The organism is Streptomyces sp. Y1 (assembly GCF_041053115.1).
Taxonomy (GTDB): domain Bacteria; phylum Actinomycetota; class Actinomycetes; order Streptomycetales; family Streptomycetaceae; genus Kitasatospora; species Kitasatospora rubellomurina.
The window spans coordinates 2,921,433-2,944,890 of the sequence record NZ_CP163445.1; the positions used below are offsets into that span (position 1 = coordinate 2,921,433).

General features: G+C 75.0%; 26 protein-coding genes. 15 read left to right on the top strand and 11 right to left on the bottom strand.

Annotation, left to right across the window (positions count from 1 at the left end; genetic code table 11):
- Positions 1 to 47 precede the first annotated feature (47 nt).
- A complete protein-coding gene (locus AB2U05_RS12190) occupies positions 48 to 950 on the bottom strand; it encodes an alpha/beta fold hydrolase (RefSeq protein ID WP_052706900.1) in 903 nt (300 codons plus the stop codon).
- Positions 951 to 1,170: 220 nt separating this feature from the next.
- On the opposite strand from AB2U05_RS12190, the gene AB2U05_RS12195 reads away from it, so the two are divergent.
- From AB2U05_RS12195 to AB2U05_RS12205, 3 genes are all read left to right on the top strand, one after another.
- Positions 1,171 to 1,830 (top strand): TetR/AcrR family transcriptional regulator, encoded by a 660-nt coding sequence (locus tag AB2U05_RS12195; RefSeq protein ID WP_045700899.1) that lies wholly within the window; start codon positions 1,171 to 1,173, stop codon positions 1,828 to 1,830.
- Positions 1,831 to 1,964: 134 nt separating this feature from the next.
- Positions 1,965 to 2,192: a DUF3107 domain-containing protein gene (locus AB2U05_RS12200; RefSeq protein WP_045700901.1), complete on the top strand. Its 228-nt coding sequence runs from the start codon at positions 1,965 to 1,967 to the stop codon at positions 2,190 to 2,192.
- A 138-nt stretch (positions 2,193 to 2,330) separates the two neighbouring features.
- On the top strand, positions 2,331 to 2,648 hold the full coding sequence (locus AB2U05_RS12205; RefSeq protein ID WP_369183201.1) for a hypothetical protein: 318 nt from the start codon (positions 2,331 to 2,333) through the stop codon (positions 2,646 to 2,648).
- Positions 2,649 to 2,654: 6 nt separating this feature from the next.
- Here the strand turns inward: AB2U05_RS12205 and AB2U05_RS12210 are convergent, their stop codons facing one another.
- Positions 2,655 to 3,383 carry a ferritin-like fold-containing protein gene (locus AB2U05_RS12210; protein ID WP_045700905.1) on the bottom strand — a complete coding sequence of 243 codons (729 nt, stop codon included), beginning with the start codon at positions 3,381 to 3,383 and terminating at the stop codon, positions 2,655 to 2,657.
- A 698-nt stretch (positions 3,384 to 4,081) separates the two neighbouring features.
- On the opposite strand from AB2U05_RS12210, the gene AB2U05_RS12215 reads away from it, so the two are divergent.
- From AB2U05_RS12215 to AB2U05_RS12235, 5 genes are all read left to right on the top strand, one after another.
- Positions 4,082 to 6,073, top strand: a complete 1,992-nt coding sequence (locus AB2U05_RS12215) for a DEAD/DEAH box helicase (RefSeq protein WP_369183202.1) — start codon at positions 4,082 to 4,084, stop codon at positions 6,071 to 6,073.
- A 224-nt stretch (positions 6,074 to 6,297) separates the two neighbouring features.
- On the top strand, positions 6,298 to 7,179 hold the full coding sequence (locus AB2U05_RS12220; RefSeq protein ID WP_045700910.1) for an alpha/beta fold hydrolase: 882 nt from the start codon (positions 6,298 to 6,300) through the stop codon (positions 7,177 to 7,179).
- Positions 7,180 to 7,561: 382 nt separating this feature from the next.
- Positions 7,562 to 7,720, top strand: coding sequence for a hypothetical protein (locus tag AB2U05_RS12225; RefSeq protein WP_157882214.1), 159 nt, complete (start codon positions 7,562 to 7,564; stop codon positions 7,718 to 7,720).
- Between the two features lie 307 nt (positions 7,721 to 8,027).
- Positions 8,028 to 8,666: a DUF6758 family protein gene (locus AB2U05_RS12230; protein WP_078860533.1), complete on the top strand. Its 639-nt coding sequence runs from the start codon at positions 8,028 to 8,030 to the stop codon at positions 8,664 to 8,666.
- A gap of 70 nt (positions 8,667 to 8,736) precedes the next feature.
- Complete coding sequence (locus AB2U05_RS12235) at positions 8,737 to 9,612, top strand: PHP domain-containing protein (RefSeq protein ID WP_369183203.1); 876 nt, start codon at positions 8,737 to 8,739, stop codon at positions 9,610 to 9,612.
- A 98-nt stretch (positions 9,613 to 9,710) separates the two neighbouring features.
- Here the strand turns inward: AB2U05_RS12235 and AB2U05_RS12240 are convergent, their stop codons facing one another.
- Complete coding sequence (locus tag AB2U05_RS12240) at positions 9,711 to 10,358, bottom strand: suppressor of fused domain protein (protein ID WP_078860535.1); 648 nt, start codon at positions 10,356 to 10,358, stop codon at positions 9,711 to 9,713.
- Between the two features lie 431 nt (positions 10,359 to 10,789).
- Between AB2U05_RS12240 and corA the strand changes: the two genes are divergently transcribed.
- A complete protein-coding gene (gene corA / locus AB2U05_RS12245) occupies positions 10,790 to 11,911 on the top strand; it encodes a magnesium/cobalt transporter CorA (protein ID WP_045700916.1) in 1,122 nt (373 codons plus the stop codon).
- A 20-nt stretch (positions 11,912 to 11,931) separates the two neighbouring features.
- Here corA and AB2U05_RS12250 read toward each other — a convergent pair whose 3' ends face one another.
- Positions 11,932 to 12,792, bottom strand: coding sequence for a DMT family transporter (locus tag AB2U05_RS12250; RefSeq protein ID WP_369185942.1), 861 nt, complete (start codon positions 12,790 to 12,792; stop codon positions 11,932 to 11,934).
- Positions 12,793 to 12,988: 196 nt separating this feature from the next.
- Here AB2U05_RS12250 and AB2U05_RS12255 point away from each other — a divergent pair, with 196 nt between their 5' ends.
- The 4 genes from AB2U05_RS12255 (at position 12,989) to AB2U05_RS12270 (ending at position 16,802) form a co-directional block, all read left to right on the top strand.
- Positions 12,989 to 13,528 (top strand): hypothetical protein, encoded by a 540-nt coding sequence (locus tag AB2U05_RS12255; protein ID WP_369183204.1) that lies wholly within the window; start codon positions 12,989 to 12,991, stop codon positions 13,526 to 13,528.
- Positions 13,529 to 13,649: 121 nt separating this feature from the next.
- Positions 13,650 to 14,960 carry a CBS domain-containing protein gene (locus AB2U05_RS12260; protein ID WP_045700981.1) on the top strand — a complete coding sequence of 437 codons (1,311 nt, stop codon included), beginning with the start codon at positions 13,650 to 13,652 and terminating at the stop codon, positions 14,958 to 14,960.
- A gap of 124 nt (positions 14,961 to 15,084) precedes the next feature.
- The gene (locus AB2U05_RS12265; protein WP_369185943.1) at positions 15,085 to 15,585 is read left to right on the top strand and encodes a DUF1003 domain-containing protein; all 501 of its coding nucleotides are present in this window, start codon (positions 15,085 to 15,087) and stop codon (positions 15,583 to 15,585) included.
- A 56-nt stretch (positions 15,586 to 15,641) separates the two neighbouring features.
- Positions 15,642 to 16,802 carry an Mrp/NBP35 family ATP-binding protein gene (locus AB2U05_RS12270; protein ID WP_369183205.1) on the top strand — a complete coding sequence of 387 codons (1,161 nt, stop codon included), beginning with the start codon at positions 15,642 to 15,644 and terminating at the stop codon, positions 16,800 to 16,802.
- A gap of 60 nt (positions 16,803 to 16,862) precedes the next feature.
- On the opposite strand, the gene AB2U05_RS12275 is transcribed toward AB2U05_RS12270, so the two are convergent.
- The 4 genes from AB2U05_RS12275 to sigE all read right to left on the bottom strand — a co-directional run bounded on the left by AB2U05_RS12275 (position 16,863) and on the right by sigE (position 20,203).
- Positions 16,863 to 17,540 (bottom strand): hypothetical protein, encoded by a 678-nt coding sequence (locus AB2U05_RS12275; RefSeq protein ID WP_045700925.1) that lies wholly within the window; start codon positions 17,538 to 17,540, stop codon positions 16,863 to 16,865.
- A gap of 234 nt (positions 17,541 to 17,774) precedes the next feature.
- Complete coding sequence (locus tag AB2U05_RS12280; protein ID WP_045700927.1) at positions 17,775 to 18,209, bottom strand: sec-independent translocase; 435 nt, start codon at positions 18,207 to 18,209, stop codon at positions 17,775 to 17,777.
- Positions 18,210 to 18,326: 117 nt separating this feature from the next.
- Positions 18,327 to 19,364, bottom strand: a complete 1,038-nt coding sequence (locus AB2U05_RS12285) for a zf-HC2 domain-containing protein (protein ID WP_369183206.1) — start codon at positions 19,362 to 19,364, stop codon at positions 18,327 to 18,329.
- Positions 19,361 to 20,203: an RNA polymerase sigma factor SigE gene (gene sigE / locus AB2U05_RS12290; RefSeq protein ID WP_244178948.1), complete on the bottom strand. Its 843-nt coding sequence runs from the start codon at positions 20,201 to 20,203 to the stop codon at positions 19,361 to 19,363. The genes AB2U05_RS12285 and sigE overlap by 4 nt, the downstream gene beginning before the upstream one ends.
- Before the next feature lie 176 nt (positions 20,204 to 20,379).
- On the opposite strand from sigE, the gene AB2U05_RS12295 reads away from it, so the two are divergent.
- Positions 20,380 to 21,012 (top strand): O-methyltransferase, encoded by a 633-nt coding sequence (locus tag AB2U05_RS12295; RefSeq protein ID WP_045700929.1) that lies wholly within the window; start codon positions 20,380 to 20,382, stop codon positions 21,010 to 21,012.
- Between the two features lie 115 nt (positions 21,013 to 21,127).
- On the opposite strand, the gene AB2U05_RS12300 is transcribed toward AB2U05_RS12295, so the two are convergent.
- Entirely contained in the window at positions 21,128 to 21,295 is a 168-nt protein-coding gene (locus tag AB2U05_RS12300; RefSeq protein WP_078860537.1) for a DUF3117 domain-containing protein, read from the bottom strand.
- Positions 21,296 to 21,605: 310 nt separating this feature from the next.
- Between AB2U05_RS12300 and AB2U05_RS12305 the strand changes: the two genes are divergently transcribed.
- Positions 21,606 to 22,406 (top strand): enoyl-CoA hydratase-related protein, encoded by an 801-nt coding sequence (locus AB2U05_RS12305; protein ID WP_045700931.1) that lies wholly within the window; start codon positions 21,606 to 21,608, stop codon positions 22,404 to 22,406.
- On the opposite strand, the gene AB2U05_RS12310 is transcribed toward AB2U05_RS12305, so the two are convergent.
- Together AB2U05_RS12310 and AB2U05_RS12315 are read right to left on the bottom strand one after the other, a co-directional pair.
- Positions 22,403 to 22,999, bottom strand: coding sequence for a DNA-3-methyladenine glycosylase I (locus AB2U05_RS12310; RefSeq protein ID WP_045700933.1), 597 nt, complete (start codon positions 22,997 to 22,999; stop codon positions 22,403 to 22,405). The genes AB2U05_RS12305 and AB2U05_RS12310 overlap by 4 nt on opposite strands.
- A complete protein-coding gene (locus AB2U05_RS12315; RefSeq protein WP_045700936.1) occupies positions 22,996 to 23,430 on the bottom strand; it encodes a DivIVA domain-containing protein in 435 nt (144 codons plus the stop codon). The genes AB2U05_RS12310 and AB2U05_RS12315 overlap by 4 nt, the downstream gene beginning before the upstream one ends.
- Positions 23,431 to 23,458: the final 28 nt, after the last annotated feature.

Here is a 23,458-nt window from a genome sequence, read left to right on the forward strand (position 1 = left end):
TATCCGGGCCCGCACGGGCGGCGGGGCGGGCGGCGGGGCGGGCGGGGTCAGCGCGCGGTGTGCGCGATCAGCTCCCGCACCGCGCGGGCGACCTCGTCCGGGTGCTCCATCATCGCCACGTGCCCCGAATCCGGCAGCACCAGCAGCCGGGCGTCCGCGAAGGCCGCGCAGGCCCGCCGGGCCGAGCGGTAGCCGACCAGCTTGTCGCGCAGCCCGTACACCAGCAGCACCGGCGCCGCCACCTGCTCGGCCTGCCGCCACAGCGCCTGCTCGCCGCGCTCGGTGTACGCGGAGACGATGCCGCGCGCCGAGCCGACCAGCGCCCGCATCGCGTGCGGCGCCTCCAGCCGGAGCCGGTACTGGTCGACCGCCTCGGCCCGGGCGGCCGGGCTCAGCCGGCCCGGGTCGCCGTAGACCAGCCGCAGCAGCTCCTCGGTCGCCGCCTCGGCGTCGAGCCGGCCCGCCTGCAGCCGGCGCAGCAGGGCGGGCACCCCCGGGACGGCGAGCACGGCGGTGGGCCAGGCGGTGCGCTGCGGCGGCAGCTCGGGCAGGGCCGGCGAGACCAGGGTGAGGCTGCGGACGAGGTCCGGGCGCAGCGCGGCTAGCCGGACGGCGACGGCGCCGCCGAGCGAGTTGCCGAACAGGTGGACGGGCCCGCGCCCGGCGGCCTCCAGGTAGCCGATGACGGCGCGGACGTGGCCGGAGAGGCTGAGGTTGCCGTCGCTGGGCGGGGCGGAGCGGCCGAAGCCGGGCAGGTCCACGGCCTCGCCGTCGAGCAGGCCGGCCAGGCGGTCCATGAGCGCCGTCCAGTTGGCGGCCGAGCCGCCGAGGCCGTGCACGAAGAGGGCGGGCTCGCGCCCGTCCGCGCCCTGGTCGGCGAGGCCGCGGTGCACCGCGAGCACCGCCCCGGGGACCTCGACGGTTCGGACCTGCTGCTCCGTGCTGCTCATGATGGACGATGGTAGTGAGCGCGGGCCGGGGGCGCCCGGGGCGGGCGGCGGTCCGATCCCTCGTCCCGGGCACTGCCGACGCCGAGGTCAGCGCCGTATTGTGGGCACCTGACAAGCGGGTCGCTCGGCTTTTCTCGCCTTCGCCGAACACGAACGCGGTTACCGAAAAGTAGAATCAGCCATCTTGTCGGCCCCGAAGAACCCCGAAGTGAGGAGCGCCGTGACGGCCATCCAGGAGGCGCAGGAGCGCCCGCGCGGTGCCCGCCTGCCGCGAAGCGCCCGCCGTGAACAACTGCTCGGTGCCGCCCAGGAGGTGTTCGTCGCGCAGGGTTACCACGCGGCCGCCATGGACGACATCGCCGACCGTGCCGGGGTGAGCAAGCCGGTGCTGTACCAGCACTTCCCCGGGAAGCTGGAGCTGTACCTGGCGCTGCTGGACAAGCACTGCGACGCCCTGGTCGAGTCGACCCGCGAGGCGCTGTCGACGACCAGCGACAACAAGCAGCGGGTGGCCAACACCATGGAGGCGTACTTCAACTACGTCTCCAGCGAGTCCGGCGCGTTCCGCCTGGTCTTCGAGTCGGACCTGACCAACGAGCCGGCCGTGCGCGAGCGGGTCGAGCGGGCCTCCGAGGCGAGCGCGACGCTGGTCAGCAAGGTGATCCAGGAGGACACCGACCTGCCGGAGGCGGAGTCGAAGCTGCTCGCCGCCGGGGTGTGCGGGCTGGCCCAGATCACCGCCCGGTACTGGCTGTCGCAGGGCCTGGAGATCCCGCGGGACGAGGCGGTCCGGCTGGTGGCCAGCCTGTCCTGGCGCGGCCTGAAGGGCTTCCCGATGCACGCCGGCGAGCCGGGCTCCGAGGGCTCTGCCCAGGACTGACGATCCGCTGGGGTTCGCCTGGGCGGTGATCCCGTGCTCTATGGTGAAGCCGTACGGCGCGGTCGCCGTGGACGCTTGTCCCAGGCGGTCCGGTGTCCGCGCGTGGAGGCTGCAACCCCGGAGGGACGGAAGCCGTGGAGGTCAAGATCGGCGTGCAGAACGCGCCGCGCGAGATCGTGATCGAGAGCTCGCAGACTGCCGATGAGGTCGAGAGCGCGGTCGCGAAGGCGCTGGAGGGCTCCTCGAAGCTCTTCTCGCTGACCGACGAGCACGGCCGCCGGATCCTCGTTCCGGCCGAGCGCCTGGCGTACGTGGAGATCGGCGAGCAGGCCGTCCGCAAGGTCGGCTTCGGCGCTCTCTGAGACGCCGCCCGAGCAGCTCGGCCCGGTGCCCCGTTCCCGTGAGGGAGCGGGGCACCGGCGCGTGTACGACCGGGTGGGTCGGGGTACGGCGAGAGGAGCGGCAGCGTTGCCGCACACCCGTTCCCCGGGGAGGCAGCCTTGCTGGTCGAGTCGATCGCCTTCGTCCTCGTCGGCCTGGTCACGGGCGGCGCCGCACTGCTGGCCCTGCCCTCGTACTTCCGGGCGGCCCGGGCGCTGACGCTCGGCACGGCCCTGGCGGGGGCGCTGCTCGGCGGGGCGGTCGCGCACTTCTGTGCGGACGGGCGCTACCCGGCGGTGGCGGTCGCGGCCTCGGCGCTGGCCTCGGGGGTGCTCACCTCGCTGCTGGCCCGGCCGGACCTCGCGGCCGGGCAGGCCCCGGCGCACCGGCACCACCCGCACCGGGCGGGCGCCCACCGGCGGCACCGGCCGGCGTGACGCCCGTCAGGAGGCGAGGCCGAGGGCGGCCATCCGCTTGGTGTGCGCCTCGGTGATCCGGTTGAACATCTTGCCGACCTCGACCAGGTCGAAGCCCTGCACCTGGACGCCGCCGACCAGCAGGTTGGACAGCGCGTCGCGCTCGGCGACCACGCGCTGGGCCTGGCTGAGCGCCTCGCCCATCAGGCGCCGGCCCCACAGGGCGAGGCGGCCGCCGGCCCGCGGGTCGGCCTCGATGGCCTGGCGGACCTTGTCGACGGCGAACTGGGCGTGGCCGGTGTCGGACATGACGCCGAGCACGAGGTCCCGGGTGTCGTCGTCGAGCCGGACGGCCACCTCGCGGTAGAAGTCCGTCGCGATGGCGTCGCCGACGTAGGCCTTGACCAGGCCCTCCAGCCAGTCCGAGGGAGCCGTCATCCGGTGGAACAGCTCCAGCGGCTCGACGAACGGCCGCATCGCCTCCTGCGGGTCGGCGCCGATCTCGGCGAGCCGGTCGTGCAGCCGCTGGTAGTGCTGGAACTCGGCGGAGGCCATCCGGGCCAGCGCGGCCTTGTCGGCGAGGTCGGGCGCCAGCTTGGCGTCCTCGGCGAGCCGCTCGAAGGCGCTCAGCTCGCCGTACGCGAGCGCGCCGAGCAGGTCCAGCACCGCCGCCCGGTAGCCGGGGTCCGCCGAGCGCTCCGCCCAGTCGCCGATCGAGCCGGCCGCGCCGTCCTGCGTCTCACCAGAGGTCTCCATGACCCGCCACCTTAGTCCCGCCCGGCCGCCCGCCCCACCACCCGGGCGCACCCGGGTGACCGGCCGGATCGCCCGGTCGCGGGCCGGTCACCGGGGGCGATGTCAGACGCATCACGTGTTCGAGTCGTCGCCTGACTGTATGGTGGTACGGAGCCCCGTCGTGCTCGCACGGTGTCACCGCCTTCCCGGTGCCCCGCGTGAGCCGCCCCGTACCGGCACCGTCCCCTCGGACGTGTCCGCACCGGAGGCACGGGTACTCACGTACGCGGATGCCCGGTCGGAGAGCCGATCGGCTCCGACCATGGCTTGGACTTCAAGCCTTGGCACCGCATCAGTGGCCGAGCGAGGGCCGCCGAGACCACGCCCCCTGGCGGAGGTCCCGCGCAGGTCCCTCACGGGAATCCTCCCCGACGCCGCCGGCGACGCGCCCCGCAACAGGGCCGCGCGCACCGGCCGGCCGCAGGGACCGGCGCGGTTGTGCGTCCGCGCAGCTGTTATCGGGGCCGCACAGGCCCGTACGCAGCCGCGCGGCTGCCCGCCCGCCGCTCGCTCTCGGCCCCTCCGAAAACGGAAGAGGCAGCACCCTGTCCACCACCGCTGAACCCATCAAGACGACGTTCCGGGACCTCGGGATCCTCCCGGAGACCGCCGAGGCCCTGGAGTCCGTCGGCATCGTCCATCCCTTCCCCATCCAGGAGATGACCCTCCCGGTCGCGCTGACCGGCCACGACGTCATCGGCCAGGCCAAGACCGGCACCGGCAAGACCCTCGGCTTCGGCCTCCCGCTGATCGAGCGGGCCGTCGTGCGCGCCGACGTGGACGCCGGCCGCGCCACCGAGGAGCAGCTCTCCGACTTCCCGCAGGCGCTCATCGTCGTCCCGACGCGCGAGCTGTGCACCCAGGTCACCAACGACCTGCAGACCGCCGGCAAGGTCCGCAACGTGCGGGTCCTGGCCGTCTACGGCGGCCGGGCGTACGAGCCGCAGGTCGAGGCGCTGACCAAGGGCGTCGACATCGTGGTCGGCACCCCGGGCCGTCTGCTGGACCTCGCCGGGCAGAAGAAGCTGAACCTGTCCAAGGTCCGCGCGCTCGTCCTGGACGAGGCCGACGAGATGCTCGACCTGGGCTTCCTGCCCGACGTCGAGAAGATCATCACCATGCTGCCCGCCAAGCGGCAGACGCTGCTGTTCTCGGCCACCATGCCGGGCCAGGTCATCAGCCTCGCCCGCCGGTACATGAGCCAGCCGACGCACATCCGGGCCGCCGCCCCGGACGACACCGGCGCGACCGTCGCCAACATCGAGCAGCACATCTTCCGCGCGCACTCGCTGGACAAGGTCGAGATGGTCTCGCGCATCCTGCAGGCCGAGGGCCGCGGGCTGGCGATGATCTTCTGCCGCACCAAGCGCACCGCCGCCGACGTCTCCGACCAGCTGACCCAGCGCGGCTTCGCGGCCGGCGCCGTCCACGGCGACCTCGGCCAGGGCGCCCGCGAGCAGGCCCTGCGGGCCTTCCGCAACGGCAAGGTCGACGTGCTGGTCTGCACCGACGTCGCGGCCCGCGGCATCGACGTCGAGGGCGTCACGCACGTCATCAACTACCAGTGCCCCGAGGACGAGAAGACCTACCTGCACCGGATCGGCCGCACCGGCCGCGCCGGCGCCTCCGGTACGGCCGTCACCCTGGTCGACTGGGACGACATCCCGCGCTGGCAGCTGATCAACAAGGCGCTGGACCTGCCGTTCAACGAGCCGGAGGAGACCTACTCCACCTCGCCGCACCTCTACGAGCTGCTGAAGATCGCGCCGGGCACCAAGGGCGTCCTGCCGCGCTCCGAGCGCACCCGGGCCGGGCTCGGCGCCGAGGAGATCGAGGACCTCGGCGAGACCGGCGGGCGGGGCGCGCGCTCCGGCCGCGGCGGCCGCGGCGGGCAGGGCGGCTCGGGCCGTCCCGGCGCCGCCGCCGAGACGCCGGCCGAGGAGAAGCCGCGCCGCACCCGCGAGCGCCGCCGCACCCGCCGCGGCACGGCGGTCGACGGCGAGGCCGTCGAGACGGCCGCCGCGACGGTGACGGCCGCTCCGGCCGTCGAGGGCGCCGAGGGCGAGGCCGCGCCGCGCCGCCGTCGCCGCCGTTCGCGCGGTGGCGCCGCGGGCGAGGCCGCGGTGGTCGAGGCCGCCGTCGTCGAGGCCGCCGTCGTCGAGGCTCCGGCCGCCGTGGACGCTCCGGTCGAGGAGAAGCCCGCCGCCCGGACCCGTACGCGGACCCGCAAGCCGAAGGCGGAGACCGTGGTGGAGGCCGTCGAGGCCGCCGCCGTGGTCGAGGCCCCGGCCGAGGCGAAGCCGGCCACCCGCACGCGCACCCGCAAGCCCAAGGCGGAGACCGTGGTGGAGGCCGTCGAGGCCGCCGCCGCGGCGGAGGCCCCGGCCGAGGCGAAGCCCGCCGCCCGCACGCGCACCCGCAAGCCCAAGGCCGAGGCCGTGGTGGAGGCCGTCGAGGCCGCCGCCGCGGTGGAGGCCCCGGCCGAGGCGAAGCCCGCCGCCCGCACGCGCACCCGCAAGCCGAAGGCCACGGCCGAGGCCGCCCCGGAGGCTCCGGCCACCGAGGCCCCCGCCGCCGAGGTCCCGGCCCCGCGCAAGCGCACCCGCACCCGCAAGGCGGCGGCCACCCCGGAGACCACCCCGGAGAGCTGACGCAGCACCGTCCCCGAGGGGGCGGGTCGGGCCCCAGCGGCCCGGCCCGCCCCCTCGGGCGTTCCGGCACCACCGGCCCGGGCGGCAACCGGCCCCCAGCGGGCCGGGCCGGCGCGCGCCGCGGGCGCGGGGCAATAGGCTCGGGGGTTGGTGGCCGGGTGGGCCGAGGAGAGCGGGAGGCAGCTCGTGAGCGCGTGGTGCGGGGTCGTCGTCGGGGGGCACCTGTGAGTACGCCGCCGTTCCTGACGCTGCCCGGGTGCGCGCGGGCCGAGCGGGTCGCCACCGCGCGCGGGGCCTTCGCGGCGCTGCGGGCGGAGCCGGACGGACCGGTGCGCGGGTCTGCGCTGCTGGTGCCGGGGTTCACCGGCAGCAAGGAGGACTTCATCGGGCTGCTGGAGCCGTTGGCGGCGGCCGGGTACCGGGTGACCTGCGTCGACCAGCGCGGGCAGTTCGAGACCGGCGGGCCGGACGATCCGGCCGCGTACGGCGTCGCGGAGCTGGGCGCGGACGTCCGGGCGCTGACGGCGGCGGTGGCGGCGGAGAGCGGCGGCCCGGTGCACCTGCTGGGGCACTCCTTCGGCGGGCAGGTCGTCCGGGAGGCGGTGCTCGCGGCGGCCGCGCGGGGCCCGCTGCCGTGGCGCTCGCTGAGCCTGGTGTCGACCGGGCCGGGCCCGATCGACCCGGCCGAGGCGGCCCGCACCAAGCTGCTGCTGGACGCGCTCCCGGTGATGGGCCTGGAGGAGATCTGGCAGGTGATGCGGCAGCTGGAGGCGCGGAGCGGGCAGCCGGCGCGGGTGCCGGAGCCGGCCGTCGCGGAGTTCCTGCACCGCCGCTGGCTGGCCAACGTGCCGACCGCGCTGGGCGTCACCGGCGCCCACCTGGTGGCCGCGCCGGACCGGGTGGACGAGCTGGCCGCGGCCACCGCCGGGGTGCTGCCGGTGCTGGTGCTGTCCGGGGTGCGGGACTACGCGTGGCCGGTGCCGGAGCAGAGCCTGATGGCCGAGCGGCTGGGTGCCCGGCGGGTGGTGGTCGAGGACGCCGGCCACTCCCCCGCCGCCGAGTTCCCGGCCGAGACGGCCGCGGCGCTGGCCTCGTTCTGGGGCTGACCCGACCGGGCCGCGTGCCGCCCCGTCCGTAGTGGTCTGAACCACTTTTCCGGTTCGACCGTTATCGGCACGCGACAAAAGTCGTTAGTTACGGTAATCTTTGATTCTGTCCGGGAATCATCGCCGACCCCCACGAGGGCGCCGATCAGCCGAAACCTGGACTTCACGGAGGGGCAACGGCCCGGTAGCACCGCCACGCCACCGTGGTTCACGAGGCAGTAGACGCACCAGGCAAGCCCAGGGGGAGCCCTTGCCGCAGCAGACCGCCGCACGCACGACCCGCCCGGCCCGGCCGTTCCGCCGGACCCGCAGCATCCCGAGAGGGCTGACCACGACTCAGCCGCCGACGCCCCGCCCGACCGGGGCAGAGAAGGAGACGCCCATGACCAAGGCCATGCGCTTCGAGATCGTCCGCCTGGACGACACAGACGGCTCCGCCACCGACCGCGTGATCGCCGACGCCGACACCGTCCGCGAGCTCGTCCAGGCCGCCGCCCGCACCGGCGAGCGCCTGCTCATCCGCCCGTGCCCGACCGTCTGAACCGGCGCGGCGCCCCCGACCGCGAGGTCGCACCCGCCGCCGACGAGCCGGGATCGTCCGATCCGGACGTTCCGATACCCGACTGACGCCCCGTCACCGCGATCGCCGATGACGGGGCGTCAGTGCGTCCGGCCCCGGAACCCGGAACGTTTGCCGCCGTCCGCGACGGGACATCCCCCAACGGGAACCGCCCGCGCCACGCCCAACCCGCGCCGGCCGGGCGTCCGCCACCGACAGGTGCCGCCGAGCCCTCCGTACGGGTGACCGTCCTTGACGCGGCGGTCCGGAGGGAGGAGCGTTGTCGGCTATGAGGGGCGAGCCCAGCTGCCCGAGGTGCGCCGGTCGGGTCCGCGCCCCCGGTCTGTTCTCAGACACCTGGCAGTGCGACCGGCACGGAGCCGTGCACCCGATGCAGCCCGTGCTGCCCCCGAGCGTGGAGGCCCTCGGCGTCGCCGTGGCCCGCTCACAGGTCCCCGTCTGGCTGCCCTGGCCGCTCCCGGTCGGCTGGCTCTACACCGGCATCGCGCACGCCGGGGACGACGTCTCCGGCGCCCGGGCGACCGCCGTGGCCTGCTCCGGGCCGGCGCCGCTGGGCGGCTTCGGCGAACTGGTGCTGGTCGCGGAGGAGCTGGGCGTCGGGCTCGGCGCCCGCTACGCCGGGCTTCCGGGGCCGGACCCGGGCGACTCGGTCGGCCTGTACAAGCCGGCCGACGCCAAGCTGATGGCCGCCGGGCGGCCCACCCCGATGTTCCACGTCGCGGACGCCCCGGCCGACCGCGCGGTGTTCGTCGGCGAGGCCCGCGGGTTGTGGCTGTGGGCGATCGCCTGGCCCGAGCAGTCCGCCCTGGTGATGTACGACGAACTGGTGCTCACCGACCTGCGCGAGGCCGGCGCCGAGCTGGGCCTGCTGCCCTGCGGGGCGCTCTCCCCCCGGCTGCTGGGCTGACGGGCACCGGAGTTCACGGCCTATCCTGGGCGGCACCGCGGCACCCCCGAGCCTCCCAGGAGCCCGCCCCGTGCGCATCGACCTGCACGCCCACAGCAACGCCTCCGACGGCACCGACACCCCGGCCGAGCTGGTCGCGGCGGCGGTCGCCGCGGGCCTCGACGTCGTCGCGCTGACCGACCACGACACCGTGGCCGGGCACGCCGGGGCCGCCGAGGCGGTGCGCGCGCTGCCGGACGGCACCCGGCTGACGGTCGTCCCGGGCGCCGAACTGTCCTGCGTGGTGGACGGCATCAGCATGCACCTGCTGGCGTACCTGTTCGACCCGGCGGAGCCGGCCTTCGCGGCCGAGCGGGAGCTGGTGCGCACCGACCGGTTCCGGCGCGGGCGGGCGATCGTCGAGCGCTGCCGCGAACTGGGCGCGGACATCAGCTGGGAGCAGGTGCGGCGGATCGCCGGCGACGGCTCGGTCGGGCGGCCGCACATCGCGAGCGCGCTGGTGGAGGCCGGCGTGGTGGCCACCGTCTCGGACGCCTTCACCCCGCAGTGGCTGGCCAACGGCGGCCGGGCGGACGTCCGCAAGCACGAGACCGACCCGGTCGAGGCGGTCCGGCTGGTCCGGGCGGCCGGCGGCGTGCCGGTCTTCGCCCACCCCGGCGCGGTCAAGCGCGGCCGGACGGTGTCGGACCGGGTGATCGCCGACCTCGCGGCGGCCGGGCTGGCCGGCCTGGAGGTCGACCACACGGACCACGACGAGCAGACCCGGCTGCGGCTGCGCGGCCTGGCCGCCGACCTCGGGCTGCTGGCCACCGGCTCCAGCGACTACCACGGCCACCGCAAGACCGTCCGGCTCGGCGAGCACACCACCGACCCGGAGGTGTACCAGGCGCTGCTGGCGCAGGCGACCGGCGCGCCGGTCATCGACGCCGTGACGGTCGGGCGCTGACCACGCCGAGGCGCCGCACACCGGCGCGCGGGGGCGCGGTACGGGCGTGCGGTCGGCCCGCGCGCCCGGCCCGGGAGCCGGCCGCGCCCGACCGCCCGTCAGTCGAGCGTGACGCCCCGGCGGTCCGGGTCGCGCAGGTCGGTGCCCCGGTCCAGCCAGCGCTCCTGGAGCGCGGCCGCGCCGTGCACCCGCTTCCAGCCGGCCTCGTTGGGGGTCATCGGCAGCAGCGGCAGGAAGCGCACCGGCTCGGCCGGCTCGGCCAGTTCCAGGTCCTCGACCAGTCCGCCCGGCTCGGCGGCCAGCACCGAGGTGAACGGCGCGCCCTCCCAGAGCGGGGCGCCGAGGTCCAGCGAGCCGCCGGGGGCCAGCACCAGGCCCTCGACCTGCGGGGTCGCGGCGAAGGTGGCCAGGCTGCGCAGCACGCCGTCGCGTCCGCCGCGCACCGTCAGCACCAACTCGACGCGCGGGCCGCGCACCTGGTCGACGACCGGGGAGGTCGGGTCGGCCATCGGCGCGGCGGACATCCCGAGGGTCGTGTAGCGGACCAGGCCGTCGGCGTCCGGGCCGAAGCGCAGCACCTCGATCCGGTCGGCGCCGAGGAAGGTGACGGCGGCGCGGCCGCTCGGTTCGCCGAAGGTGGCGATCAGCCGGGCCTCGACGGCGGCCAGCACCGCCTCCCGGGAGAGTTCCGGGGAGTCGCCGTGGGGGCCGTGGGAATCGCCGAAGAGCGGGAATTCGTGCGCCATGCCGGTGAGCGTAACCCCCGCCCGGATCGGGGCCGAGGGCGGGCCGGTGGCCGTCCGCGCCAAGCTTGCGTCAAGGCTCGGGCAAGGCCGGGAAACCCCGGAGCGGTGGTGGCCGGTCGGGTGTTAGGGTGAGCGACTGGCCACCGGGATGCGATGCCTCGCCCCGGGGCGGCGGCGCGAAGGAGGTGGTTGCGGTGGATACCGGCCGACCATGCAGTACCGGCAGCTCTGCCCGGCCGCGCCTTCCCCGAACCCCTCGCCCCACGGGCTGAACCGACCGCAACGGTCTCGGTAGCCCAGGGCCGCGGCGGCGAACGGACCGGCCGGGAGAGCACCTTCGTCCCCCCGTCACCGGTGTTCCTCGCCGTCGCACCACGGTCCCGCCCTTCTTCGCGCCGCCGTGCGACGGCCCCTGCCCCAGGGAGCCTGCCTTGTCGATGATCAACAGCCTGCGCGCCGCCGTCCGCCCCCACCGCCGCCGCGCCGTCGACGGCTCCTACGACACCCTCCCCGAGGGCGCCGGCACGGCGGTCGTCGACTGCGCGGTCTACCAGCACGGCCGGCGCAGCGGCGAGGCCTGCAGCCCGCGCGAGGCCGCCCGCCGGGTCCGCGCCGAGCACCAACTCCCGGACGGCACGGGCTCGTTCAGCTGGATCGGGCTGCACGAGCCGACCGGGGAGGAGTTCGAGGGCATCGCCCAGCGGTTCGGCCTGCACCCGCTCGCGGTGGAGGACGCGGTGCACGCGCACCAGCGGCCCAAGGTGGAGCGCTACGACGACGTCCTGTTCGCCGTCTTCAAGACCATCCGCTACGTCGAGCACGACCAGCTCACGCCCACCAGCGAGGTGGTGGAGACCGGCGAGCTGATGGTCTTCGCCGGGCGGGACTTCGTGATCACCGTCCGGCACGGCGGGCACGGCTCGCTGCAGGAGCTGCGGCACCGGCTGGAGGCGGACGCGGACGAGGCCGGGCTGCTCGCCAAGGGCCCGTCCGCGGTGCTGCACGCGATCGCCGACCACGTGGTGGACAACTACCTGCTGGTCGCCGAGCGGCTGCAGAACGACGTGGACGAGATCGAGTACGGCGTGTTCTCGGCCAAGGGCGCGCGCAGCGCCGACGTCGGCCGGGTCTACCAACTCAAGCGCGAGGTGCTGGAGTTCAAGCGCGCCGTGGTGCCGCTGCTGCGCCCGATGCAGCAGCTGTCCGAGCCGCAGCAGGGCCTGGTCGGCCCGGACATCCAGAAGTACTTCCGGGACGTCGCGGACCACCTGGCCCGGGTGACCGAGCAGGTGCACGGCTTCGACGAGCTGCTGAACTCACTGCTCCAGGCGAACCTGGCGCAGGTCTCGGTGGCGCAGAACGAGGACATGCGCAAGATCACCGCCTGGGCGGCGATCTTCGCGGTGCCCACCATGATCACCGGCGTGTACGGGATGAACTTCGACTACATGCCGGAGCTGCACCAGCCGTGGGGCTACCCCGCGGTGCTCGGCGGGATCGCGGTGATCTGCGTCGGGATGTACCGGGGCTTCCGCCGCAACGGCTGGCTGTAGGGCCTGCCGGCCGGCCTGCCTCAGCGCCGCCCGCCGCGGACGACCAGGACCAGGCCGAGCAGGATCAGCAGCACCGCCGGGACGGCGGCCACCGGCGGCCACTGGCCGAGCCAGAGCGCGGCGATCGCGGCCGCGCCCGGGGTCTCCAGCAGGATCGCGGTGGAGGTGATCGACGGGCCGAGGCTGCGCACCACCCGGTTGCTGAGCGAGTGGCCGAGCAGCTGGGCGGTGACCATCAGCAGCGCGATCTGCCACCACGCCCCGGCCGGCCAGCCGGACAGCCGCGTCCCGGTGGCCAGGCAGATCGCCAGCAGGCCGACCGACGTGGTGGCGTAGCAGACCAGGGTGTACGCGGTGGTGCTGACGGTCCTGCGGACCTCGGCGCCCAGCAGCATGTACCCGGCCGCGGCCAGGCCGGCGGCGAGGGCGAGCGCGTCGCCGAGCAGCGCGCGCGGGGACAGCGAGAGGTCGACGCCGGTCAGCACCAGCACCCCGCCGAAGGAGACGGCCGTGCCGAGCCAGACCATCCGCGGCGCGCGGGCGCCGAACAGCCGCATCAGCAGGATGGTCCACAGCGGGGTGGTGGTGACCAGCGCGGTGGCCGAGGCGACCGAGGTCATCCGCAGGCTGGGCATCCAGAGCGCGAAGTGCACGGCCAGCAGCGCCCCGGCGGCGACGGCCAGCAGCAGGGCCCGGCGGCCGATCCCGCGCAGCTCGGCGCGGTGGCGCAGCAGCGCGTAGGGGCCGAGGACGCCGACCGACATGACGTTGCGCCAGAGGGCGATGGCCAGTGCGGGCGCGGCGGTGGCGGAGATCAGCGGGCCGGAGAGGGAGATCCCGGCGATGGAGACGGCGAGCAGCAGCAGGTCGACGGCGGGCAGCGGGTGCGCCGGTCGCGCGGCGGTGGCGGTGGCGGTGTCGGTCGCGGGGGCGGTCGCGGGCCGGGCGGCGGGCACGGCGCTCCTTCGCTGGTCACGGAGTCGGGGCGGTCTTACCGTAAGGCCCGTGGTGCGCTGATGGAACTGTCTCTCACCGAGTGAGACCGGTCGCGAGACCGGAGGCCGTACGCTGTCGGCCATGGACCGTACGCCCGCCGCCGCGACCGCCGACGCCTTCCTCGACCAGGCCCTGCTGGAGGAGGCCGCGAAGAAGTCCGGCCTGCTGTGGGTCCGCGCGGACGGCGAGGCCCATTCCCGGGCCCTGTGGCACGCCTGGCACGACGGCGCGGTCGTGGTGGTCGGCGGGGGCGGCGAGCAGCCGCTGCACGGCCTGGCCGCGGGCGGCGGGGCCGAGGTCACCGTGCGCAGCAAGGACAAGGGCGGCCGGCTGACCGGCTGGAGCGCCCTGGTGTCCGAGCTGGCGCCGAACACCGAGGCCTGGCTGGGCGCGGTCGAGGAGCTGAAGGGCAAGCGGCTGAACGCGCCGGACACCGACGCGATCGCCGAGCGCTGGGCCCGCGAGTGCCGGGTGCTGCGGCTGGAGCCGGTCGGGGCGCTGGTCGAGCGCCCGGGCGCGATGCCGGACGGCTCGCACGCGGCCGCGCCGATGCCCACGCCGGCCACCACCCGCCGCCCGATCCCGGCGGGCCTGCCCAAACTGCTGTTCAAGCGCCGATAAAGGTTCACGCCGGGGACTCCGCAGGCGGCTACCGTGCCGGGTACCCGACAGGTGGGTAGCCTTGGCCGCGGGTGTGCTCGGCGCACCCTTCGTCACGGCGTCGAGCGAGTCGAGGGAGTTCATGGCAGGGCCAGGCACCCGGGTCTTCATCTCCCATCTGTCCGCCCTCGCGGTCTTCGACCCGAACGGCGACCAGGTGGGCCGGGTCCGGGACGTGGTCGTCTCGCTGCGGCTGGGCGGCCGTCCGCCGCGCGTGCTGGGCCTGGTGGTGGAGGTGGTCGGCCGGCGCCGGATCTTCCTGCCGATGACCCGGGTGACCAGCCTGGAGTCCGGCCAGGTGCTGACCACCGGCGTGATCAACCTGCGCCGCTTCGAGCAGCGCCCGTCCGAGACGCTGGTGCTCGCCGAGCTGCTGGACCGCACCGTCACCTGGTCCAAGACGGGTGAGGCCGTCACCGTGCTGGACGTCGGCATGGTGCAGACCCGGCTGCGCGAGTGGGAGATCAGCAAGGTCTTCGTGCAGGTCGGCCGGGCCGGCCGGCTACGCAAGGGCAAGGGCGAGCGGCTGACCCTGGACTGGCAGGACGTCACCGGCTTCGCGCTGCCCGAGCAGGACCAGGGCGCCGCCAACCTGCTCGCCACCTTCGAGCAGCTGCGCCCCGCCGACCTGGCCGGGGTGATGCACCACCTGTCCGCCAAGCGGCGGGCCGAGGTGGCCGCCGCGCTGGACGACGAGCGGCTGGCCGACGTCCTGGAGGAGCTGCCCGAGGACGACCAGGTCGAGATCATCGGCAAGCTGAAGGACGAGCGCGCCGCCGACGTCCTGGAGGCGATGGACCCGGACGACGCCGCCGACCTGCTCTCCGAACTGCCCGGCGACGAGGCGGAGCGGCTGCTCCAGCTGATGGAGCCGGACGAGGCCGCGCCGGTGCGCCGCCTGCTCTCGTACGAGGAGGACACCGCCGGCGGTCTGATGACCACCGAGCCGATCGTGCTGGAGCCGGACGCGACGGTCGCCGAGGCGCTGGCCCGCGTCCGGGTGCGCGACCACAAGCCCGCGCTGGCCGCCCAGGTGTTCGTCTGCCGGCCGCCGAGCGAGACCCCGACCGGCCGCTACCTGGGCACCGTGCACTTCCAGCGGCTGCTGCGCGAGCCGCCGTACGTGCTGGTCGGCTCGCTGGTCGACGACGACCTGGACCCGCTGCCGCCGGACACCCCGCTGCCGCTGATCACCAGCTACCTGGCGACCTACAACCTGGTCGCCGCTCCGGTGGTCGACGAGGCGGACCACCTGCTCGGCGCGGTGACCGTCGACGACGTCCTGGACCACCTGCTGCCGGAGGACTGGCGCGACGCCGCGCTGCACGCCCACGACGACGCGCACCACGACACCCGCCACGACGACTCGGAAGGGGTGACCGGTGGACGGTGACCGCAACGGACGGCCGGACGAATCCGCGCGCCGGCGGCTGCAGGGCGAACTGCGCTCGCTGCGCCAGCTGCGCGAACTGCGCACCCGCGAGGGCGCCCGGGAGCGGCGGGCGGAGACCGCCCCGATCACCGGGTCCAGCCGGGCCCGGCTCGACCAGCCGCGCACCGCGCGCCCGGGCCTGATCTCGCTGCCGACCTACGACCCGGAGGCCTTCGGCGTCCTGTCCGAGCGGATCGCCCGTTTCCTGGGCACCGGGCGGTTCATCGTCTGGATGACGGTGTTCGTCGTGGTCTGGATAGGGTGGAACACCCTGCTGCCGGCCGCCGCGCGCTTCGACGAGTACCCGTTCATCTTCCTGACCCTGGCGCTGTCGCTGCAGGCCTCCTACGCGGCTCCGCTGATCCTGCTGGCGCAGAACCGGCAGGACAACCGGGACCGGGTCAACATGGAGCAGGACCGGGCGCGCAGCGATCGCAGCATCGCCGACACCGAGTACCTGACCCGCGAGGTCGCGGCGCTGCGGCACGGGCTCGGCGAGGTCGCCACCCGGGACTTCGTCCGCTCCGAGCTGCAGTCGCTGCTCAGGGAAATGGACGAACGGCGGGGCGCCCCCGAGGCGTTGTGACCGGCGGCACGCTACCGGCCGGTTAACGAGTTCGCCCGGAGCCGTACCATCAAGGCATGGCCAACGAGACAGAGGTCGCGGCCGGCGTCACGGAGGAGTCCGTGCGCGAGGCACTCGCGACCGTCAACGATCCGGAGATCAACCGCCCGATCACCGAGATCGGGATGGTGAAATCGGTCGAGATCGGCGAGGGCGGCGCGGTGCGCGTCGCGGTCTACCTGACCGTCTCCGGCTGTCCGATGCGCGAGACCATCGTCACCCGGGTGACCGAGGCGGTCGGCAGGGTCGCCGGCGTGACCGGCGTCGAGGTCGAACTCGACGTGATGAGCGACGAGCAGCGCAAGGAGCTGTCGCAGCTGCTGCGCGGCGGCGCCCCCGAGCGGGAGATCCCGTTCGCCAAGCCGGGCACGCTGACCCGCGTCTACGCGGTGGCCTCCGGCAAGGGCGGCGTCGGCAAGTCCTCGGTGACGGTCAACCTGGCGGCGGCGATGGCCGCGGACGGCCTGAAGGTCGCCGTGGTGGACGCCGACATCTACGGCCACAGCGTGCCGCGCATGCTGGGCGTCGACGGCCGGCCCACCCAGGTCCAGGACATGATCATGCCGCCGCAGGCGAACGGCGTGAAGGTCATCTCGATCGGCATGTTCACCCCGGGCAACGCCCCGGTCGTCTGGCGCGGCCCGATGCTGCACCGGGCGCTGCAGCAGTTCCTCGCCGACGTGTACTGGGGCGACCTGGACGTGCTGCTGCTGGACCTGCCGCCCGGCACCGGTGACATCGCGATCTCGGTGGCGCAGCTCGTCCCGAACGCGGAGATCCTGATCGTCACCACCCCGCAGATGGCCGCCGCCGAGGTGGCCGAGCGGGCCGGCACGATCGCCGTGCAGACCCACCAGAAGATCGTCGGCGTGATCGAGAACATGTCGGGCATGCCGTGCCCGCACTGCGACGAGATGATCGACGTCTTCGGCACCGGCGGCGGCCAGACCGTCGCGGACGCGCTGACCCGCACGGTCGGCGCGCCCGTCCCGGTGCTCGGCTCGATCCCGATCGACGTGCGGCTGCGCGAGGGCGGCGACGACGGCCGCCCGGTCGTGCTCGCCGCGCCCGACTCCCCGGCCGGCGCCGCCCTGCGCGCCGTGGCCGGCAAGCTCGGCGGCCGCCAGCGCGGCCTGTCGGGGCTGTCCCTCGGGCTGACGCCGAAGAACAAGTTCTGATCCGGGTGTGACCGAGGGCCGGGCGGTCGTACCGCCCGGCCCTCGTCGTGCCCGCAGGCCTTACGGCCGGGTGTAGGCGGCCAGGTCGGGGACGGTGGCGAAGCCCGCGCCGTAGGCGCTGACGCCGCGCCCGTACGCGCCGAGCAGGACGCCGGGGGCCTCGCCGGCCAGCACCCAGCCGTACTCGGACTCCCGGTAGCGGAACGGCTGCGGCAGGCCGTTGACCGGCAGGCTGAGGGTGGACCAGCCGGGGCCGTCCAGGTCGTCGGCGAGGTCCCACGCGAGGGCACTCTGCTGGTCCATCCAGTCCTGGCGCAGCGCCCGGTCCAGCTGCCCCGGCCAGGTGGCGCCGAGCAGGCCGGAGCCGGCCAGCCAGGCGGCGGAGGAGGCGGAGGTGGCCTCCAGCGTGCCGGTGTTGTCGGCGCTGCGGCGGCTGTCCCGGCGGGCGACGGTGACCACGACCGCGAACCGGCGCATGTCGCGCGGCTCGTACTGTCGGGCCGGCTCCTCGCCGTGGCCGAGCGAGCCGTAGTCGACGCTGCCGGCCGCTCCGGCGCGCGGGCCGCCGGCGCCGGCCTGCATCAGGTAGCGGCGTCCGGTCCAGCCGTCGTCCAGGCCGTACCAGGGGAAGTCGGCGGACAGGTAGGGCACCAGCGGGTCCGCCGGCCCGGCCTGCCCGCCGACCACCGGGGCGCCGGCCGTGGCCGTCGCCCCTCCCGCCTGACTCGTCGCGTCCATCCCCGGGCCTCCTCAACCGCACGTGTGCCTGCCGCTGCCGCGCTCCATGGTGGCGTACCGCGGCGCCCCCGGGGGCCTTCCGGGCCCACTGCGGGCGGACTGTGACGGACGGCTCGGCGGGAGCAATCAGCACAATAGCCCCGGACGTGCCGCCGCCCCGCTCAGCCGGGCGGCCGGGCGGGGCGGTTCGCGTGTCGGAGCGGGGCGGAGCCGGGGCTCGGGTGGCGTCGCGGCTCAGGTGGCGTCGGGGTCGAAGGGCGGGCGCTCGCCGGGCTGCAGCGGCGCGCCGGTCGAGGCGGCGGCCGGGGCGGCCTTGTCGAAACTCACGCCGCCCGTCCGCCCGTTCACCGGCGCCGCGGGCTTGTCGTCCAGGACGGAGCGGATGTCGATGGTGTCCTTCATCCCCTTGAGGCCCAGCGGGTCCTCGCCGTCGCCCATGAGCTGCTTGCGGACGAAGGTCTTGGGGTGCAGGTCCTCGAACTCGAAGTCCTTGAACTCCGGGCCCAGCTCGCTGCGGATGTCCTCCTTCGCGTTGTCGGCGAAGGAGCGGACCTTCCGGATGAAGCCCATGGTGTCCTGGATCAGCTTGGGCAGCTTGTCCGGACCGAAGACGATGATCGCCAGCACGGCGAGGGTCAGGAGCTTCAGCCCGCCAACATCGGTGAACACCCAGGCTCCCTAGCGAATCGGACGACGTCCCTACAGCGTAATGGCCACCGGCGGGTCCCCGACCATCGAGGCGATGAAGCCGTGGTAAAGACCAGCCGGTGGCCGAATCGTCCAGCGTCAGCGGATCTGCTGGCGAAGCGCGGCCAGGCCGCCCGGGAGGCGTTCCGGGGTCGGCGGCGGAGTCGCCTCGCGGGTGGCGGCGACCGCGCGGGCCGGGAAGTCCACCGGCACCTGGGCGTTCATCGGGACGAGCCCGCCGCGGCCGCCCCGGTCGACCGGGCTGACCGAGGTGCCGGTCGGCTCCTCGCCCTGCAGGCTGAGCCCGCCGACGCCGCCGAGCGTCACCGCGGCGACCGAGAAGGCGCCCGCGGCGGCGAAGACCAGGCGGCGCCCGCGCGGCGCCGGGGTGCGGACGGCGGGCGAGCCGGCGCGCGGCCGGCCGGCGATTGCCGGGCGGGCGGCCGGCTCCGGACGGGCGACCGCCTCCGGGTTGTCGGAGCGCCGGCCGATCAGCGGCCGCAGCACCGAGCCGCCGCGCCCGAAGGCGCGCGGGTCGACCCCGGGCACGGGGCTGTCGGCGCCGAGCGCGCCCGCGCCGAAGGAGGAGCCGGCGCCGCGGCCGAAGGAGCCGCCGGTGAGCCGGCTGCCGCCGAGCGTGCCGGTGGCGGCGACCCCGCCACCGGGCAGGTCGTCGTCATCGTCGCGGCGGCCCCGGCCGGTCGGCCGGTCGAGGCCCGCCGGGCCGTCCTCGGGCAGCTCGGCGACGGCCATCAGCCGGGCCATCAGCCCGGCGGACGGGCCGGGCGTGCCGGTGCGGGTCAGCAGGTGCTTGACGGCGCGGCCCTCGTCGGCCTCGGCCAGGCACTGCGGGCAGGTCGCCAGGTGGGCCTGGACGCGCTCGCGCGAGTCGTGCCCGAGTTCGCCGTCCACGAAGGCGGACAGCCGCTCGCCGAGGTGGTGCTCCTCGGCGGCGGGCTCGGTGGGGCGCACCGGGACGGGGCGCAGTGCGGTCTCGGCGGGCAGCGCGAGCGCGGGCGGTGCGGGCTCGCCCTGGTCCTCGCCGCCGCGGCGGCCCGGAAGGGCCCAGCCCCGCCTTCCGGCGGACCGGCCGGACGCGTCCGACTGGCCCGGCCCGGACCGGCCGGTTGCGCTCACGATCGCCTCCGTCCGCGCCCGCTCGGCGCGGCCTCGACGGCACCGACCGCCACCGGCTCGGGCTCCTCCGAGCCGCCGCGGCGCTCGCGGCCGGGCGCCTGCCCGGGGGCGCGGTGCTTGAGCGCGGCGCGCAGGTGGGAGCGGCCGCGGTGGATGCGGCTGCGGACGGTGCCGAGCTTGACGCCCAGGGTGGCGGCGATCTCCTCGTAGGACAGGCCCTCGATGTCGCAGAGCACCACGGCGGCGCGGAACTCCGGGGCGAGGGTGTCCAGCGCCTGCTGCACGTCGGCGTCGAAGTGGGTGTCGCTGAAGTGCTGGGCCGGGCTGGGCTCGCGGGAGGCCAGCCGCTCGGCCGCGTCCTCGCCGAGCGCGTCGAAGCGGATGCGCTGGCGGCGGCGGACCATGTCCAGGAACAGGTTGGTGGTGATCCGGTGCAGCCAGCCCTCGAACGTGCCGGGGGTGTAGGTGGACAGCGAGCGGAACACCCGGACGAAGACCTCCTGGGTGAGGTCCTCGGCGTCGTGCTGGTTGCCCGTCAGACGGTAGGCGAGGCGGTAGACGCGGGCGCTGTGCGCCTCGACGATCTCCTCCCAGGTGGGCGGAGTCCAGCCCTGCGCGTCGGGGCCCTCGGCGAAGCCGGCGAGGGCGGGGGCCGCGGTGGTACCGGCGGCCGGCGTCCCGGCGGTGACGGGCTGGTCCAGGGGGGAGTGCGCGGGCTGGTTCATCACGGGCTTCGGCGTACGGGCCGACGTGGTGCCGCGGGAGTGCCGCCGCACGGGGACGTCGCCCTCGGCCACACCTCCTCGGTCGGCTCTTCTGCCCAGCAGGGCCACCACCATATCCACCTCACCCGTCAAGCCCGGATAAAAGTGTCCGGGAGGGGTCTCCCCCACCCGGTCCGCACTGACAACGGCCCGCCGCCGTACGCGGTTCCCGTCCGGCCAGTAATCTGTGGCAGGAAATATCGACATCCCCCGGCACCGGGCCGCGACCCGGGGCTCCGAAAGAGGCAGCCATCAGCGAGTTCGGGCCCGCGCGCGCGGCCCTCGCCGACACCTACGTGGGCGAGGACGCGGTGCTGACCTACGCCCGGGCGCAGTCCGCGCGGACCGGGATACGGGCGATCGGGCCGAGCGGCGGGGCGTGCCTGCGGCTGCTGGCGGCGGCGCTGGACGCCAAGGCGGTGGCCGAGATCGGCACCGGGACGGGCGTCTCCGGGGTCTACCTGCTGCGCGGGATGCGGCCGGACGGCGTGCTGACCACGGTGGACTCGGAGCCGGTGCGCCAGCAGCTGGCCCGCGAGGCGTACCAGGCGGCCGGGTTCGCGGCCAACCGGTCGCGGTTCATACCGGGCCGGGCGCTGGAGGTGCTGCCGCGGCTCGCGGACGGCCAGTACGACCTGGTGTTCTGCGACGGCGATCCGGCCGAGTCGCGGGAGTACCTGCTGGAGGCGCTGCGGCTGCTGCGGCCGGGCGGGATGGTCTGCTTCGAGGGGGTCTTCCAGGAGGGCCGGCTCGCCGAGCCGGAGCTGCAGGACCCGCAGACCGGCGCGGTGCGCGACCTGGTCCGGGACGTGCGGGAGAGCGACGCGCTGCTGCCCGCGCTGCTGCCGGTCTCTGACGGGCTGCTCTGCGCCGTCAAGCGCTGAGCGGCGCGGGGCGCGGCACGCGGCCGGGCCCGGGAGAACACGCGGGCCCGGGCCGACTCGTCGTCGCACCCGGGCCCGACGGCACGTCTCCAGGAGACGGCGAGCACCCGCTGGGTCAGCCGGTGACCTGCTTCAGGGCATCGCCCAGGGCTTCGGCCTCGTCAGGCGTGAGCTCCACCACAAGGCGTCCGCCGCCTTCGAGCGGAACGCGCATGATGATGCCCCGCCCCTCTTTGGTGACTTCGAGCGGGCCGTCACCCGTCCGCGGCTTCATGGCCGCCATGCTCGTTCCCCTTCCTGCAACCGCTCAGCTACGCACCGGCAGTCCGTCCACCGCCGGTATCGAACGCATTGATCGGAAGCCATTATCCCGCATGCCAAGGCCTGATGACCAACATCACTCTCGGTGCATCCACGGCCGGACCGGCCCCAACCATCGCAATTCGCGTCATAAGCCCCGGCGTGGCGGCGGTTCGGACACCACCGGAGGGTGCGATACCTCACACTCCCCATGCGGCCCCGCGCTCCGGCATCCTGACTCCCGACCGATCATCGCGGCTCACGCGCCGTCTCGCCCGAGGGAGCCCTCGTCCATGTCCGATTCCGTGCTGTACGAGCTGGACGGCGGCCTCGCCGTCGTCACCATCAACCGTCCGGAGGCGATGAACGCCCTGGACGTCGCGACCAAGGTCGCGTTGCGCGACACCATGATCGAGGCGGCCGCCGACCCGGCCGTGCGGGCGGTGCTGCTGACCGGGGCGGGCGAGCGCGCCTTCTGCGTCGGGCAGGACCTGAACGAGCACCTGACGCTGCTCAAGCGGGCCGAGGAGACCGGCGAAGGCGCGCTGCGCACCGTCGCCGAGCACTACAACCCGCTCGTGCGGGCACTGGCCGGGATGCGCAAGCCGACCGTGGCGGCGGTCGGCGGCGTGGCGGCCGGCGCGGGCGCCTCGCTCGCCTTCGCCTGCGACTTCCGCATCCTGTCCGAGCGGGCCGGCTTCAACACCGCGTTCGCCGGGATCGGCCTGACCGCCGACTCGGGCGCGTCGTGGACGCTGCCGCGGCTGGTCGGGCACGCGAAGGCCACCGAGCTGCTGATGCTGCCGCGGACGGTCAAGGCCGCCGAGGCGATGGAGCTGGGGCTGGCCACCAAGGTGGTCGCGCCCGAGGAACTCGCCGCCACCGCCCGGGTGTTCGCCCGCGAGCTGGCCGAGGGCCCGACCGTCGCGTTCGGCGCCATCAAGGCGTCGCTGGCCTACGGCGCCTCCCACTCGCTGGACGAACTCCTCGACAAGGAGGACGAGTTGCAGACGCTGGCCGGGGAGAGCGAGGACCACCGGATCGCGGTCCGCGCCTTCATCGCCAAGGAGAAGCCGAAGTACCTGGGGCGCTAACGCCGTTGCGGGCCGGTGCGGACGTGGCAGTCCGCCAGGTGGTCGTCGACCAGGCCGCAGGCCTGCATCAGGGCGTAGGCGGTGGTCGGGCCGACGAACCGGAAGCCGGCCTTCTTCAGCGCCTTCGCCAGCGCCGTCGACTCGGGCGTGACGGCCGGCACCTCGCCGAGCGTGCGGGGGGCCGGCCGGTCCGGTGCCGGGGCGAAGCCCCAGATCAGCGCGTCCAGGCCGCCGTCCAGCTCGCGGGCGACCTTCGCGTTGGCGATCGCCGCCTCGATCTTGGCCCGGTTGCGGATGATGCCGGGGTCGGCGAGCAGCCGCTCCCGGTCGGCCTCGCCGAACTCGGCGACCCGGGCGATCTCGAAGCCGGCGAAGGCGGCCCGGAAACCCTCGCGCCGGCGCAGGATGGTCAGCCAGGACAGGCCGGACTGGAAGGCCTCCAGGCAGACCCGCTCGAACAGCGCGTCGTCGCCGTGCACCGGGCGGCCCCACTCGGTGTCGTGGTAGGCCCGGTAGTCGTCGGTGGACTCGCCCCAGCCGCAGCGGAGCAGGCCGTCCGCGCCGAGCACCGCGCCGCCGGCGGGCTCGCTCACTGGTCGGCCGCCGGCTTCGCGTCCTCGGTGCGGTCCGCGGGCGCCTTGGTGAGGGCGACGGCCGGCTCGACGACCTTCGCGAACGCCTCCAGGCCGGGAAGCGGTTCGGTGAGGGTGTCCGGGTGGCCGGTCGCCTCGACCGCGCCGCGCAGGTGGGCGGCGGCCTCCAGCTCGGCGATCCGCGCGTCGCGGTAGGCGAGTTCGGCGCCGAGGCGGTCGAGCACGTCGTCCACCTCGTCCATCCGGTAGCCGCGCAGCGCCATCGGCAGGCGCAGCTCGTCGACGTCCGTCTTGCTCAGCGGACGGTCCTGCGGCAGCCGCGCGGCGATGCGGTCGGGCACCGCCTCCGGCATCGAGCCGCCCCCGCCGAGCGCCACCAGCGCGGCGCCGCCGACCACCACGGCCATGGCGACCACGATCACCCAGAACACGAGCTTTCCTCCCGAACTCCCGGTCGGC